Annotated in this window: 15 protein-coding genes; 12 read left to right on the top strand and 3 right to left on the bottom strand. The window is 59.6% G+C overall.

Annotated elements, in window-relative coordinates; genetic code table 11:
* Window positions 1-6: 6 nt before the first annotated feature.
* The 12 genes from trpB to H3T90_RS01385 all read left to right on the top strand — a co-directional run bounded on the left by trpB (window position 7) and on the right by H3T90_RS01385 (window position 9,694).
* A complete protein-coding gene (trpB, locus tag H3T90_RS01440) occupies window positions 7-2,112 on the top strand; it encodes a tryptophan synthase subunit beta (RefSeq protein WP_198229361.1) in 2,106 nt (701 codons plus the stop codon).
* The gene (trpA, locus tag H3T90_RS01435) at window positions 2,112-2,993 is read left to right on the top strand and encodes a tryptophan synthase subunit alpha (protein WP_198229573.1); all 882 of its coding nucleotides are present in this window, start codon (window positions 2,112-2,114) and stop codon (window positions 2,991-2,993) included. The genes trpB and trpA overlap by 1 nt, the downstream gene beginning before the upstream one ends.
* Window positions 2,994-3,030: 37 nt before the next feature.
* Complete coding sequence (lgt, locus tag H3T90_RS01430) at window positions 3,031-3,942, top strand: prolipoprotein diacylglyceryl transferase (RefSeq protein WP_198229360.1); 912 nt, start codon at window positions 3,031-3,033, stop codon at window positions 3,940-3,942.
* Between the two features lie 90 nt (window positions 3,943-4,032).
* Window positions 4,033-4,698 carry a ribulose-phosphate 3-epimerase gene (rpe, locus tag H3T90_RS01425; protein WP_198229359.1) on the top strand — a complete coding sequence of 222 codons (666 nt, stop codon included), beginning with the start codon at window positions 4,033-4,035 and terminating at the stop codon, window positions 4,696-4,698.
* Between the two features lie 31 nt (window positions 4,699-4,729).
* Window positions 4,730-4,993: a phosphoribosyl-ATP diphosphatase gene (locus H3T90_RS01420; protein WP_046322855.1), complete on the top strand. Its 264-nt coding sequence runs from the start codon at window positions 4,730-4,732 to the stop codon at window positions 4,991-4,993.
* Between the two features lie 49 nt (window positions 4,994-5,042).
* Window positions 5,043-5,894 (top strand): ATP phosphoribosyltransferase, encoded by an 852-nt coding sequence (gene hisG, locus H3T90_RS01415; RefSeq protein WP_198229358.1) that lies wholly within the window; start codon window positions 5,043-5,045, stop codon window positions 5,892-5,894.
* Window positions 5,895-5,898: 4 nt separating this feature from the next.
* A complete protein-coding gene (locus tag H3T90_RS01410; protein ID WP_198229357.1) occupies window positions 5,899-6,513 on the top strand; it encodes a CDP-alcohol phosphatidyltransferase family protein in 615 nt (204 codons plus the stop codon).
* Complete coding sequence (locus H3T90_RS01405) at window positions 6,506-7,462, top strand: DUF881 domain-containing protein (RefSeq protein ID WP_110425185.1); 957 nt, start codon at window positions 6,506-6,508, stop codon at window positions 7,460-7,462. Before H3T90_RS01410 ends, H3T90_RS01405 begins: the two co-directional genes overlap by 8 nt.
* A gap of 1 nt (window position 7,463) precedes the next feature.
* Window positions 7,464-7,796 (top strand): small basic family protein, encoded by a 333-nt coding sequence (locus H3T90_RS01400; RefSeq protein ID WP_015021764.1) that lies wholly within the window; start codon window positions 7,464-7,466, stop codon window positions 7,794-7,796.
* Between the two features lie 4 nt (window positions 7,797-7,800).
* The gene (locus H3T90_RS01395) at window positions 7,801-8,634 is read left to right on the top strand and encodes a DUF881 domain-containing protein (protein WP_082097744.1); all 834 of its coding nucleotides are present in this window, start codon (window positions 7,801-7,803) and stop codon (window positions 8,632-8,634) included.
* Window positions 8,635-8,640: 6 nt separating this feature from the next.
* Window positions 8,641-9,084 carry an FHA domain-containing protein gene (locus H3T90_RS01390; RefSeq protein WP_046322859.1) on the top strand — a complete coding sequence of 148 codons (444 nt, stop codon included), beginning with the start codon at window positions 8,641-8,643 and terminating at the stop codon, window positions 9,082-9,084.
* Between the two features lie 13 nt (window positions 9,085-9,097).
* Window positions 9,098-9,694, top strand: coding sequence for a MerR family transcriptional regulator (locus H3T90_RS01385; protein WP_046322860.1), 597 nt, complete (start codon window positions 9,098-9,100; stop codon window positions 9,692-9,694).
* 199 nt (window positions 9,695-9,893) lie between these two features.
* Here H3T90_RS01385 and H3T90_RS01380 read toward each other — a convergent pair whose 3' ends face one another.
* The 3 genes from H3T90_RS01380 to H3T90_RS01370 all read right to left on the bottom strand — a co-directional run bounded on the left by H3T90_RS01380 (window position 9,894) and on the right by H3T90_RS01370 (window position 13,599).
* Complete coding sequence (locus tag H3T90_RS01380; RefSeq protein WP_198229356.1) at window positions 9,894-10,610, bottom strand: HAD hydrolase-like protein; 717 nt, start codon at window positions 10,608-10,610, stop codon at window positions 9,894-9,896.
* Window positions 10,603-10,950 (bottom strand): RNA polymerase-binding protein RbpA, encoded by a 348-nt coding sequence (locus H3T90_RS01375; RefSeq protein ID WP_045935333.1) that lies wholly within the window; start codon window positions 10,948-10,950, stop codon window positions 10,603-10,605. The genes H3T90_RS01380 and H3T90_RS01375 overlap by 8 nt, the downstream gene beginning before the upstream one ends.
* A gap of 84 nt (window positions 10,951-11,034) precedes the next feature.
* Window positions 11,035-13,599 carry a DEAD/DEAH box helicase gene (locus tag H3T90_RS01370; protein WP_198229355.1) on the bottom strand — a complete coding sequence of 855 codons (2,565 nt, stop codon included), beginning with the start codon at window positions 13,597-13,599 and terminating at the stop codon, window positions 11,035-11,037.
* Window positions 13,600-13,606: the final 7 nt, after the last annotated feature.

Below are 13,606 nucleotides of genomic sequence, written 5' to 3'. Positions count from 1 at the left end.
GGCTCTATGACCGTCTTGGATGAACTGGTGGCCGGCGCCGTGGAGGATGCTAGGGGCCGGGTACAGAAGATTCCCTTGGAAAGCCTCAAGCAACAGGTCAGGAGCATGAAGCGCAAACCTCTGGATGCCGCCCGACTGCTCAGGGAGAGCGTCGGCATTCCGATTATCGCAGAGATTAAGCGCGCCTCGCCCTCCAAGGGGTATCTTGCCGACATCAAAAATCCTGCTGCCCTGGCCCGACAGTATGCCAACGGAGGCGCCTCAGCCATATCTGTCCTGACTGAGGGCAGACGCTTCCTGGGGTCCTTGGAAGATTTGCGACAGGTCAGGCAGGCAGTGGGCATTCCCGTGCTCAACAAGAACTTCATCGTCTCCGACTACCAGGTCTGGGAGTCCAGAGCCAATGGGGCCGATATGATCCTGCTGATTGTGGCGGCCTTGGATGACACCCGCCTCAAGCACCTACTCGACCTGGCCGGGAGTCTGGGCATGACCGCCCTGGTCGAGACGCATGATCGTCAGGAAATCGAGCGTGCCATTGCGGCCGGTGCCAAGGTGATTGGCATCAACGCCCGCAACCTGAAGGACTTGAGCGTTGACGTTGACCAGTATGCCCGTCTAGCTTCCAATCTGCCCAAGGATGTGGTCAAGGTGGCTGAGTCCGGAGTGTTCGGGACGGTCGAGCTGGAGCAGTACGCCCGGGCCGGGGCCGATGCAGTCCTGATAGGAGAAGGTCTGGTCACATCCCAGGACCAGGAGGGGACGGTTCGCTTGCTGGTTCAGGCTGGTCATCGATTCAAGGCTGCAGAGGCCAGGCCCCTCTCTACCCATGACGGTCCCTATTTCGGCCCCTATGGCGGTCGTTATGTACCTGAGGCCCTGGTTGGCGCCCTTGATGAACTGGAGCGTGTCTACAAGGAGGCCAAGGCCGATCCGGCCTTCCGTGAGGAGCTGAACAGGCTCAACCGGGTCTATGTGGGGCGTCCCTCAGCCCTGACACCTGCGCCTCGGTTCGCCAAGCTGATCAGCGATCGGGTCGGCGGCCAGGTCAGGGTCTTTCTGAAACGGGAGGATTTGAACCATACGGGCGCCCACAAGATCAACAACGCCCTGGGTCAAGGGCTCCTGGTCAAGCGCATGGGCAAGACCCGCGTTATCGCCGAGACCGGCGCTGGGCAGCACGGCGTGGCCACGGCTACAGTCTGCGCCCTCCTTGGCTTCAAGTGCCGAATCTACATGGGGCAGGTCGATGCCCGCAGACAGGCCCTGAATGTGGCCAGGATGCGAATGTTGGGAGCCGAAGTCGTCGAGGTGACCACCGGGACCAGGATTCTCAAGGATGCCATCAACGAGGCCCTGCGCGATTGGGTGACCAACGTGGAATCCACTCACTACCTGCTGGGCACGGTAGCAGGCCCCCATCCCTTCCCGACCATCGTCAGGGACTTTCAGAAGATCATCGGCGAAGAAGCCTCCGCCCAGCTGTCTGCGTACGGCATCGACCATCCTGATGGAGTTGTGGCCTGCGTCGGCGGAGGCTCCAACGCCATCGGCATCATGAACACTTTCCTGGATGATCCCCGAGTCTCCCTATACGCTTACGAGGCTGGTGGAAACGGGCCCAAGTCAGGCGAGCACGCCATCCGCCTGTCGCCAGGGACAGGCCAGATCGGCGTCTTCCAGGGGACCAAGTCCTATCTTTTGGAGGATGACCAAGGCCAAACTATGGACACCTACTCGATTTCCGCCGGCCTGGATTACGCTTCGGTGGGACCTGAGCATGCCTGGCTGCACGACATGGGCCGGGTTAAGTATGACTACGCAACCGACAAGGAGGCCATGCAGGCTTTCAGCGACCTCTGCCGGACCGAAGGCATCATCCCCGCTCTGGAGTCTTCGCACGCCTTGGCCGGAGCCAGCAAGGCAGCCACCGACCTTTTGCGCAAAGGAATCAGGAATCCTGTCATCCTGATCAACATCTCTGGCCGAGGCGACAAGGATGTAGCCACTGCGGGCAGATGGTTCGGCTATCTGTCCGAGCAGGAGGCCAGTGCGCTGGAAGCCCAGGCCGGGCACGGCAAGAGTGATCAAGCGGAAGAGGAGGCCCGATGATGGTCAACCAGATATGGCAATGGCAAAAAGCCCCCGCCCAGCCCAAAGGGTTCAGCCGCGCGACCAGCCCGGTGGCATCCACTTTGCAGGCCCTCCGGCAGCAGGGCAGGCCTGCCTTTATCGGCTACTTCCCCTACGGATTCCCCGACGTGCCAACATCCTTGGAGGCTATGCGGGTCATGGTGAAAAGCGGGGTCGACATCGTTGAGATCGGACTGCCCTATAGCGACCCGGTCATGGATGGCCCAGTAATCCAGGCAGCCAGCAAGTGCGCCATCGATAATGGCGTTAAGGTCGAGGGTGTCTTCGATGCGGTTCGCCAGGTCCAGGCGGACGGTGCAAGGGCTCTGGTCATGAGCTATTGGAATCTGATTCTGCATTATGGCGTAGCGGACTTTGCCCAGCGCATGGCCGAGGCTGGCGGGTCCGGACTGGTTACCCCGGATCTGATTGTCGACGAATCCGGGGAATGGATAGAGCAGTCTGACCGCTATGGGCTTGATCGGGTCTATCTGGTCTCGCCCGACTCCACTGATGCACGTCTGCAGATCACCTCTCGAGCCGCCAGAGGATTCGTCTATGCGACCTCACGAATGGGAGTGACCGGCGAACGAACCAGCATGTCCAATTCGGCCCAGAACCTGGTGGCAAGAGTCAGACATGCGGGCGCTCCTTATGTGTGCGTGGGTATCGGGGTTTCGACTGCCCAGCAGGCCTCTCAGGTTGGCGCCTATGCAGACGGGGTAATCGTCGGATCGGCCCTGGTCCACTGTCTTCTGGATGACGAGGGCAGACCACGGAAAGACCGCAGAAAAGCTCTTGAGGCCCTGGCTGAGATTTGCTCCGACCTGCGCTGGGGCATCTCCCAGGCCAGGAAATGAGTGGGGCTGTAAGGCCCAGGGGCTAGATTGGGGCTTTATGACGCTTGCCTACATTCCATCGCCGGGAATATCCAGCTTCCATCTGGGGCCGGTCACCATCCGGTTCTATGCCCTGACCATGCTCCTGGCCATCATCGTGGCTGCTTGGATCACGACCAGACGCTGGAAGAAGGAGGGTGGCCGGACTGACCAGATTCTGGACATCGCCATCTGCGCGGTTCCAGCCGGCATCGTTGGCGCAAGGCTCTATCACGTCATCACCACCCCCGAACGCTACTTCGGAGCTGATGGCAACCCAGCTGACATCCTGCGCATCTGGCGTGGAGGCCTGGGCATTTGGGGTGCGGTTTTCCTGGGAGCTCTGGCAGCCTGGGCCTGGTGCCGTCACAAGAATTACCCGACCGCCCTGCTGGCCGACTGCGTGGCTCCTGCCCTTCTGGTGGCCCAGGCCATCGGGCGGCTGGGCAACTGGTTCAACCAGGAGCTCTACGGGGCTCCCACCACGCTGCCTTGGGGGCTGAAGATCGACGCCGCAGGTTCCGCCATCGGCAGCAGCGAACAGTGCTATGACGGGGCCACCTGTCCGACCGGCACCCTCTTCCAGCCCACTTTCCTGTATGAGATGATCTGGAACCTGATTGGTGCGGCCCTCCTGGTCTGGATCGGCCACAAGGCCGTCAACATCCTCAAGGCCGGCTCCCTCTTCGCCCTCTATGTCATGTGGTACACCCTGGGGCGCACCTGGATCGAGGCCCTTCGCATCGACTTCGCCCACGAATTCCTAGGTGTCAGGATCAACGTCTGGGTGTCCATGACGGTCTTCTTCCTGGCGGCTGCAGCCTTCGTCCTCATAGCGCGCAAGGGCAAGCCGACCTCCTTGCTGTCCGAAAAGCTGAGGACCATTACCGAGCTTGAGGTACGTCAGGAATCCGAGGGCAAGAGCAAGTAAGTCAGGGGTCGGTTGCCCGAAGGTCGGGACCTGTGCAATTGAGCCACAAACCGGTGCCGCCGGTCTTCCGTACAACATAGAATAATCTCCATGAGCATTCAGATAGCACCCAGCATTCTTTCCGCCGATTTCGCCAACCTGGAGCGGGATCTCAAGGCTATTGCCAATGCCGATATGGTCCACGTGGATGTGATGGATCATCATTTTGTTCCCAACCTGACGCTTGGCGAGCCCGTGGTGGAGCGCATCTGCCAAGTGACCGACCTGCCAGTGGACGTACATCTGATGATCGAGGACCCCGACCGCTGGGCCCCTGAATTCGCCAAGCTGGGTGTTGCCTCTGTCACCTTCCATACCGGAGCCGTCCATGCCCCGGTTCGTCTGGCCCGCCAGCTGCACGACATGGGGGTCAAGGCCTGCCTGGCCGTGCGCCCCGCCGAACCTGTGGAACCGATCTTCGATATTCTCGATGAGTTTGACATGATTCTGGTCATGACCGTGGAGCCAGGCTTCGGCGGCCAGAAGTTCCTGAACAATCAGATGCCTAAGACCCGCCGCCTGCGTGACCAGATCACAGCTCGCGGTCTTAAGACCCACATCCAGGTGGATGGCGGGGTAAGCCCCACTACGGCTCCCATCGTGGCAGAGGCTGGAGCCGATGTTCTGGTTGCGGGCTCCGCCGTCTATGGCGCTGATGATCCGGCCAAGGCCATTGACCGGATCAGACAGGCCGCGCAGGTAAGCTACAAGGACTGACAGGTTTTGCAGGAAGAATGGAGATAGCCAGATGAAGACTTTCGATGGGTTGTTTGAGGAGCTCACGACCAAGGCCAAGGAGCGCCCAGAAGGGTCCTTGACAGTGGACGAGCTGGACAAGGGCACGCATTTCATCGGCAAGAAGATCAATGAAGAGGCTGGGGAGACCTGGATTGCCGCCGAGTATGAGGGCAAGGAGCGGACAGCCGAGGAGATGAGCCAGCTGCTGTATCACATTCAGGTCATGATGATTGATCGGGGCATTACCTTGGAGGATGTCTACAGGTACCTGTGACCCCAATCCCGTCCCACTGTAGATTCGCTTCCGCAATTAGGAGGTTGCCGTGTTGAAGGTCGCGGTGCCCAATAAAGGCATGTTGTCCCAGCCCGCATGGAGGCTGCTATCAGAGTCTGGCTATCGTCTGCGCTCCAATGATCGGCAGTTGGTCGTTGATGACATTGACAACGACATCCAGCTCTTTTACTTAAGGCCCAACGACATAGCGGTCTATGTCGGCCTTGGAACCATCGATCTGGGCATCACGGGGCGTGATCTTCTGCTCAACTCTGGTACTGGGGCCGTCGAGGTCACGCAGCTGGGATTCGGCGCTTCCACTTTCAGGTTCGCTGCTCCAGAAGACAGTTCCATCAGCGCCTTGCAGGACGTGGACGGCAAACGGATCGGCACCACTTTCGACCGGCTTCTTGAGGACTACCTGACCAGCAAAGGGCTCAAGGCTGAACTGATCCACTTGGACGGGGCAGTGGAGTCGTCAGTCCAGCTGGGAGTAGCCGACCTGATTGCCGATGTGGTCTCCACCGGCACCACCCTGCGCAACGCCGGGCTTCGGGTCTTCGGCGATCCCATTTTGAAATCGGAGGGGATTCTCATCAGGTCGCCTCGCCTGGATCCGGATGATGAGCGGCTGGCGGTCATGTCCCGTAGGCTGGAGGGTGTGCTCACAGCCCGTCGCTATGTACTGATGGATTACGACATCCCGGTCGAGCGTGTAGCCATGGCTGTAGGCATCACGCCCGGGTACGAGTCGCCGACAGTCTCCTCCCTGCATGACAAGCAGTGGGCGGCAGTCAGGGCCATGGTCCCCAGGGGCCAGGTGAACAACCTAATGGACCGCCTCTATGAGATTGGTGCGCGTGCCATCCTTGTAACAGCCCTTCAAGCTTCTAGAATGTAGTCGGATGGCACTGATTGATCGAATTTCACGCAGCAGGTACAGCCCTGAGCCGCGGTCTGTGATTCTCACTGTACCGAATGTCATCAGCCTGCTCCGTATCCTATCCATACCCCTTATTGCCTACCTGGTGGCCAATCGGCACCTGATCATCTCTCTGGTGGTCATGCTGATTTCGGCCCTGTCAGATGGGGTGGACGGAATCATTGCCCGCAGGTTCAACCAGGTCAGCAAGCTGGGGCAGATCCTGGATCCGGTTGCCGATCGTCTACTCATTCTCTGCTCCGTCCTTGCCCTGAGTATTGCCTCGATCCTGCCCTGGTGGCTTCTGGCCCTGGTCGGGGCCCGGGACGTGCTCATGGGTCTGCTGGTTCTGGTGCTGGCTCAGCACAACTATGGTCCTCTGCCTGTTCACTTCGCGGGCAAGACTGGCACAGCCGTACTCATGCTGGCCATACCGGCCCTGATCTTTGCGGATGTTGGTACTTCACCTTTCTTCCGCTTCTTTCATCTGGTGGCCCTGGCAGCCGTCATTTGGGGGGTGGGCCTCTATTGGCTGGCAGGGCTGATATACGCACGTCAAGGCATCGGACTGATTGGTCAGGACCGACAACATGACTGAACCGCAGAGGATGCCTGAATCTTTCCCCGTGCCGCCCGACCGTGCCCTGATTCACCGCCGGGCGGCTTTTTCGCGTTCCACTTCTGGTCTGGAACGCCACTATGTTGATGAAGAGAGCTCTGAGCCCTCACAGGAGTCCATTCGTCGGCGCATGGCCGATGAGTCCTTGAGGCTGATCGACGATCTGACCAACCGCCCCATGGATCCTATGTTTGAGGATGCCCGCCTGCTGCCTGCTGAACGCAGATCACCGCTGAGCGTCTGGGTCAACAGGATCCTGGTCTTTGTCATCTGTGTGCTGGTTGGTTTGGCTGGCACGGGCATAGTGCAGGTGCTGCACCGGGACCCGCGTCAGAAGGTACGTGAAAAGCTGATCTCCCAGGTGGAGGTGGTCAGTAAACGTGCTAATGACCTCAACAGCCAGATTTCAGACCTCAACGGAAAGATCGACACGCTTTCGGGTCAAGTTGGCGGCCAGGGGCAGAACGGCACCCAGACCGCCGACGATCTGACCAACGGTACCAGCAAGGTGCAGGGCCAAGGCATCGTTATCACCCTGGCTAACCCTATTGCCTCCAAGGATGTCCGAGACAATGCGGATCAGATCAAATTGGTCACCGACCAGGATCTGCAGTGGTTCCTGACCAAGCTCTGGTCCGCGGGAGCCGAGGCCATAGCCATCAACGGCAATAGAATAGGGACACAGACATCAGTGCGCACGGCCGGTCAAACCATCCTGGTGGGGACCGCTTCCATCGAGGCACCTTACAAGATTGAGGCCATAGGCGACCAGGGTGCACTGTCTGATCTGATGTCTCGCAGCGATCTGCAGAGCCGCCTGCATGACCTGAAGAATGCGAACATCACCGTCAATGTGAATAAGCAGCGGCGCCTGAACCTGAATGCAGTAGGTCTGCCCAATCTGTCCTATGCCGGAAGGAGTCATTGACATGTCGGCAATTCTAGGCCTGATCCTAGGTGTGGTGGCGGGCATCTTCCTCAAGCCAGACATTCCCATCGTCCTGCAGCCCTACCTGCCCATTATGGTGGTGGCGGCCCTGGATGCACTCATGGGCGCGGTCCGTTCCTACTTCGAGCGCAGCTTCTCGGACCGGGTCTTCGTGGTTTCCTTCATCTCCAACGTGATCACCGCCACTCTGCTGGTCTTCCTGGGCAATCAGCTGGGCGTGGGCTCCCAGCTGTCCACAGCTGTCATCGTGGTCTTGGGTATCCGCATCTTCTCTAACGTCTCCGCCATTCGACGGTTCATTTTCAAGGGGTGAGTATATGAGACACACCCTCAGGAAGAAGCGGGATGAACGGATGCCCGAGAGTATTCCGCCCAGGCGGCCTGGGCGGGTCAGGGCTCCATCCGACGATACGCAGACCGGTGCTTTCCCGGTGGTTCGTCGGCGGCCTCTGCGCACACTCAACTCCAACGCCACCAGGGTCAGGCTGGTCACCAGCGTCTTGGTGGCCCTTATGTGCGCCTTGCTGGGCTTCGGATACGCCGTTCAAGTGCGCAATAACCAGTCCTCCTACCAGAGCCTATCGGAGGAAGAGCTGGTGCGGGTGCTGGACGAGACCAGCAACCAGGTCGATAAGCTGGAGGAGCGCAAGAGTCAACTCAACCAGCAGCTGACCTCTATAAAGTCCGCTGCCGACAAGCAAAAGGAGGCCGCCCGCATCGCCCAGCAGAACGAGCAGAGCAGCGGCATCCTGTCCGGACGGTTGCCAGCCCAGGGCAGGGGAGTAGTGGTGACTGTCACCGAGGACAGCGACCGTGTGGATGCCTCGACTATGTTCAACCTGATCGAGGAGCTACGCAATGCAGGGGCTGAGGTCATATCCTTCAACGATGTCCGGGTGGTCACCAACACCTATCTGCTGGATACGCGCACCGGCCTGCAGTGCGACCACTCCAAGCTGCAAAGCCCCTATGTCGTCAAGGCCATCGGGGACCCGGACAGCCTGCAGAACGCCATTCAGATTGCCGGGGGAGTGGGCTCGCGGATCAAGGTGCAATTCCATGCATCTGTATCAGTGGAGCAGTCCGATAGTGTCAGAATCGACCAGGTTCGACGCGTGCAGGACTACCAGTATGCAAAGCCTGTAGAATAGACAGTTATGACAGAACCTATTCCCACTGCGGGCGAGACGACCATCATTGGCATGCCGGCCCTGAACATTCCAGTCACTTCCAACGGTGACCGTCCACTAACCAAGGACGACCTGGAGACTATGGCCCGATTGCCTGAGGGTACAGCCCTGCTGATCTCTACTAGGGGAGCGGTGTCGGGATCGCGTTATCTGCTGGATGAGGACCAGGTCAGCGTGGGCCGTGATCCCAAAGCGGATATTCTGTTGGACGACTCGACAGTCTCCAGGGCGCACGCCATATTTGTACGGACTGACCAAGGCTTCAGGGTCGAGGACACGGGTAGCCTCAACGGCACCTACGTCAACCGTGAACGCGTGGACCAGGCCGACCTGCACAACGGCGACGAGATTATGATCGGCAAGTTCAGGCTGGTCTACTTCGACAATCGGGCAGTCATCGCCAAGAGCTGATAGGGGGCATGGCATGGCCGAAGAGGTGCCGAAGCTGGTGCAGGGGGAACTCTTCTCGGCTGAGCAGGCCGAGGGCACGACCCGAGGCTACCGGGGAACTGTCGCGGCCAAGGTGGCCGGCATCACCTATAGACAGCTGGATTACTGGGCCCGCAAACGGATTGTAGAGCCCTCAATTAAGGCCTCACACGGATCAGGCTCCCGCAGGCTATATTCTTTTAAAGATGTGGTCATCCTGGCGGTCCTCAAGCGACTTCTGGATGCCGGCGTCAACCTGGTCAACGCAACGAGCACTGTGGCTTATCTTGAGCATCGGACAGTCGGTCAGCTTGAGCATGTGACTGTGGTTTGCGACGGGGACGAGGTTAGTGAGTGTTCAGGCCCGGATCAGGTCTTCGCTTTGATGCAGTCCGGGCGTGCCGTCTTTGCTATCTCTGTGGGTGCTATCTGGCATCGGATGGATCTGGAACTGCAGACCTGCGACCATGTGGATTTGACTACCGGACAGCTGACACCAGGCTTGCCTGAGCGGCCCATCGACGAGCTGACGGCTATGCGTCTGCGCCAGCGTTTGGAGCACCAGCACGAGCAGCGTCAACGGGCTGCATGATCGACGAGGACAACATTGTGCGAAGGCCATGTGGCGGCCTAAATGGGGGAGAAAAATAATAAGTAATTTGACATAACGTACATTATCGGCATACTGGCAGTTCATAGCAATTTTCTTTGTTGACTGTGATTTCAGGGTTGTTACTGTCCTGGCTTGGAGCTTTGCGATTGTTTGCGCAAGACAGATCCTGAACAAGGTGTTATTCCTGGAAGTAATCCTCGGCAGCTTGGCACAATTGGTCGACATGGTCGATGACTCGGTAGCACCCGTGAGACTCAAGTTCTCCGGGCTCGGCATAGCCCCAGCCGCATCCTAGGCAGTCCAGACCGGTTTCCAGGGCCCCATCGGCATCAGTCCAACGGTCGCCGACCATAAGGGCCCGGTCGCCGTGTTTGGTATCTAAACCAAGCCGCTGCAGCGCGTAAGTGATGACTTGGCCCTTGGTGACCCTAGTGGAGTCCTTGCTGGCGCCATAGACTCCATCTATCAGTGGCCTCAATCCGAAATGGTCACATACGGGCAGGGCCTGATACTCAGGCTTGCAGGTTGCCACAGCCAATGTCAGACCATGCCCGCGCATACGGTTGAGCTGCTCGGGAATGCCATCAAAGACCGTGGCGAGTAGGCGTCCAGGGACACGTTGTCCCGCATGCCTTGGATCTTCGAATGATGCTGTCTCACTGTAATAGCGCCGGTAGATTTGAACGCCCCTATCTACGTCCTCCTCTTTAATGCCGTTGTTGCGCAAGGATACTTCGATAGCTGGTCCGATGAATCGTCGAAGCTCGCTCTCGTCGGGCACAGGATGACCAAGCTCTTTGAAAGTCTGCACCACAGAGGCGATAATGCCCGGATGAGAAGCAGTCAGGGTACCGTCCAGATCCAGCAGAACCAGGCGGCGCGGTGATTTACTCATAGTCGGGGAACCATCCTTCGCGGTGCATTTTCAGGCGCTTGTCCAGCACAGCCTTGAGCTCGTCCTCGGATCGACGCTCCAACAGCATGTCCCAGTGGGTCCTGGTCGGTTTGCCAGTCTTGCCGGACTCCTGCTCGTCATGTCCCTCAAGGTGAGCGATCTGCCCACAGCGGCACTCCCACTCCTGCGGCACCTCAGCGCCCTCGGCCAAGGGCAGGATGGTCCGATGGCCCTTGGGGCAGATGTAGGCGACCTCGCTGCGTGCCGCGAAGTCCACATTCTGATCAGATTCCAGGGACTTCGCCCCAATACTCATGCCGCGAAGACTACGCTCTGCCATGATTCCTCCTTACTCGTGTCCGTCACTGCCTCCAAGCTACAGAACAGTGTTGACCTGAAACTTATTCCCTGTCTGCGGCCGTGTTCACTCCACGCCTGTATATGCCACAATGCCGCGATTGACCTGGTCGGCGGCGATGCTGGCTGCCCTGGCCAGGTGATGCCCTCCCCTGCCCAGGTAGGGTTCCACTTGGACGATCTGGGTGAGCACATCGGACAGGCGCTTGGCGTTACGCACGAAGTCCCCCGCCGTCAAATCGCTGTCACGCAGGATGGTGGTCAGAGAGTCACCGCAGGCCCAGTCGTAGATGGTCGGCCCTAAGTCAAAATCAAGTTCCGGGGGCAGTTCCAGCCCGGCCTGATCGCAACGTTCCTGCACCTGGGACCACTGACGCTTCATATCCTCCATGGCCTCGACCAGCCTGGGAGCTCTGTATCCGGCCCTCTCCCCCGGCTGCTCCCCTACCCCACGTCGGGATTCGTAGACCAGTCCGGAAACGGCGGCCGCCAGTTCTGCGGGCTCCAGATCGTTGAGGAGGCCCCGATCCAGGATCTCGGCAAGGCTCAGATCCTGCTCACTGTAGATGCGCCGAAGCAGCTGCCCTTTGCGCGTCAATCGGCAGTCATCAGGGTCGACGGGACGGGTGTAGTGCAGGTCAGCCAGAATCTGGCAGATTCTGTCGAACTGGCGCGAGACTGATCCTGTTTTGGACTCGTACTGTTCTCGAGTCCTCTGCAGCTCCTTGTCCATGCGAATCCACCGGTTCCCCCAGCGAAGGTGCTTGGGCAGATCCGGGCACTGGCGGCAGGGATGGTTGCGCTCCTGCTCGCGCAGCTGGTCGATGTGCCGGTCAAGGTCACGGAATGCCTGGTCGCGAGCTTTCTCGTTGGTGAACCTTTGACGCTTCAAACGGCGGCGATCGTTCTTCTGGGCCGAAGAGAGGGCTGCACGGATGCGCATGAACTCGATCAGATCGCCGCGGCTGCATTGGGCGGCCTTACGGTAGTCCTCCAGGCCGCTGGTCAGAGTCTCGATGCGCTCCTCCAGCTCTGAGGCTGATCGGTTGGCTTCCCACTGAGCAAAGGAATGGTCCAGGGTATCCCGGGCACGCGTGTAGCTGGAGGAGTTGAGCAGGTTGACGGCCATGTTGAAGGTGGGTCGGAAGCTGGAGTGCAGCGGATAGACTCTCCGGCTGGACAGGGCCACCATGGTCTTGGGGCTGAAGTCCCGGTGGTCGACCACTACTACATGGCCGATGTCGTCGATGCCGCGCCGGCCGGCTCGACCGGTCAGCTGGGTGAATTCGCCGGGCGTCAGGGCTACATGGCCGGTGCCGTCAAACTTCTCCAGCTTTTCGACCACGACGCAGCGGGCAGGCATGTTGATGCCCAGAGCCAGGGTCTCGGTGGCGAAGACCACCTTAAGTAGTCCCAGTTCGAACAGATGTTCGACTATCTGACGGAAGAGGGTGACCACGCCAGCGTGATGGGCGGCGAAGCCCTGCTCCAGAGCGAAACGGAACTGGGAGAATCCCAGTGCCTTGAGATCCTCCTTGCTGAGCTGGCCGGCTGCCATGGAGTCCACGATGTGCCGTATTCGGCGGGCCTCCTCATCAGTAGTCAACTGCAGGCCTGCCCGGATGCACTGTTGGACGGCCTGGTCGCAGCCGGTACGGGAGAAGATGAAGTAGATGCCGGGCAACATGTCCATGAAGTCCAGCTCATCGACCACGTCTGCCCGGCTTGGACGATACCGCTCCCCCATCCGTCGCTCCGGCCTGCCGCCGCGACCATGGTGGTGATGGTGTCCTTGGTCGCGGGCCTGGGCGCGCTCCTGTCCGGCCTTGTCCAGCTGGGCCAGCCGGGAGACCAGACGTGGGTTGATCTTTGGGGTCTGCCGTCCTGAACCGTCGTGCCGATACAGGTCCAGGATCTCGGGCTCGGTGTGCCTGTCGGCCTGGACCAGGACGTGCTGCTCCAGCGGTACGGGCCTGCGTTCGGAGACCACCAGATGGGTGCGTCCACGCACCGATGAGATCCAGTCGGAGAATTCCTCCACGTTGGACACGGTGGCCGACAGCCCCACAATGCGGATGGAGGCAGGAAGATGGATGATGACCTCCTCCCAGACGGGTCCCCGGAAGCGGTCGGCCAGATAATGGACCTCATCCAGAATCACGTACTTGAGGGCCGTCAGGGTGGAGGACTGCTCATAGAGCATGTTGCGCAGGACCTCGGTGGTCATGACTACGATGTCCGCCTCGGAGTTGATGGAGGTGTCGCCGGTGAGCAGTCCCACCCGGTCCTCGCCGTAGCGGTCGACCAGGTCATGGTATTTCTGGTTGCTCAGGGCCTTGATGGGGGTGGTATAGAAGGTCTTGACGTTCTGCTCCTGGGCCAAAAATACTGCAAAATCGGCTACGATGGTCTTCCCGGCGCCGGTCGGAGCGGCCACCAGAACGTTGTCGCCATCCTCCAGAGCAGTGATGGCTTCCAGCTGGAAGTCGTCCAAAGGGAAGGGCAACTTGGACTGAAAACGTGCGGGCGCTCCGATCATTCGCTTACGGTGACGACTGAAACGGGCATAGCGTTCCGCCGGCCCCGGTTCGGATGTTGATGAATCCTGTCCGTGGTGACGATGACCTGACATATTCCTC

Origin of the sequence: Bifidobacterium polysaccharolyticum (assembly GCF_016101585.1) — a bacterium.
Taxonomy (GTDB): domain Bacteria; phylum Actinomycetota; class Actinomycetes; order Actinomycetales; family Bifidobacteriaceae; genus Bombiscardovia; species Bombiscardovia polysaccharolytica.
The sequence above is the reverse complement of the archived record's forward strand: the minus strand, read 5'-3'. Positions and strand labels throughout refer to the sequence as shown.

What these genes read in the sequence shown, in the direction of transcription:
- trpB (WP_198229361.1), top strand. Translation starts at nt 7, where the DNA reads ATGACCGTCTTGGATGAACTGGTGGCCGGCGCCGTGGAGGATGCTAGG.
- trpA (WP_198229573.1), top strand. Translation starts at nt 2,112, where the DNA reads ATGGTCAACCAGATATGGCAATGGCAAAAAGCCCCCGCCCAGCCCAAA.
- lgt (WP_198229360.1), top strand. Translation starts at nt 3,031, where the DNA reads ATGACGCTTGCCTACATTCCATCGCCGGGAATATCCAGCTTCCATCTG.
- rpe (WP_198229359.1), top strand. Translation starts at nt 4,033, where the DNA reads ATGAGCATTCAGATAGCACCCAGCATTCTTTCCGCCGATTTCGCCAAC.
- H3T90_RS01420 (WP_046322855.1), top strand. Translation starts at nt 4,730, where the DNA reads ATGAAGACTTTCGATGGGTTGTTTGAGGAGCTCACGACCAAGGCCAAG.
- H3T90_RS01410 (WP_198229357.1), top strand. Translation starts at nt 5,899, where the DNA reads ATGGCACTGATTGATCGAATTTCACGCAGCAGGTACAGCCCTGAGCCG.
- H3T90_RS01405 (WP_110425185.1), top strand. Translation starts at nt 6,506, where the DNA reads ATGACTGAACCGCAGAGGATGCCTGAATCTTTCCCCGTGCCGCCCGAC.
- H3T90_RS01400 (WP_015021764.1), top strand. Translation starts at nt 7,464, where the DNA reads ATGTCGGCAATTCTAGGCCTGATCCTAGGTGTGGTGGCGGGCATCTTC.
- H3T90_RS01395 (WP_082097744.1), top strand. Translation starts at nt 7,801, where the DNA reads ATGAGACACACCCTCAGGAAGAAGCGGGATGAACGGATGCCCGAGAGT.
- H3T90_RS01390 (WP_046322859.1), top strand. Translation starts at nt 8,641, where the DNA reads ATGACAGAACCTATTCCCACTGCGGGCGAGACGACCATCATTGGCATG.
- H3T90_RS01385 (WP_046322860.1), top strand. Translation starts at nt 9,098, where the DNA reads ATGGCCGAAGAGGTGCCGAAGCTGGTGCAGGGGGAACTCTTCTCGGCT.
- H3T90_RS01380 (WP_198229356.1), bottom strand. Translation starts at nt 10,610, where the DNA reads ATGAGTAAATCACCGCGCCGCCTGGTTCTGCTGGATCTGGACGGTACC.
- H3T90_RS01375 (WP_045935333.1), bottom strand. Translation starts at nt 10,950, where the DNA reads ATGGCAGAGCGTAGTCTTCGCGGCATGAGTATTGGGGCGAAGTCCCTG.
- H3T90_RS01370 (WP_198229355.1), bottom strand. Translation starts at nt 13,599, where the DNA reads ATGTCAGGTCATCGTCACCACGGACAGGATTCATCAACATCCGAACCG.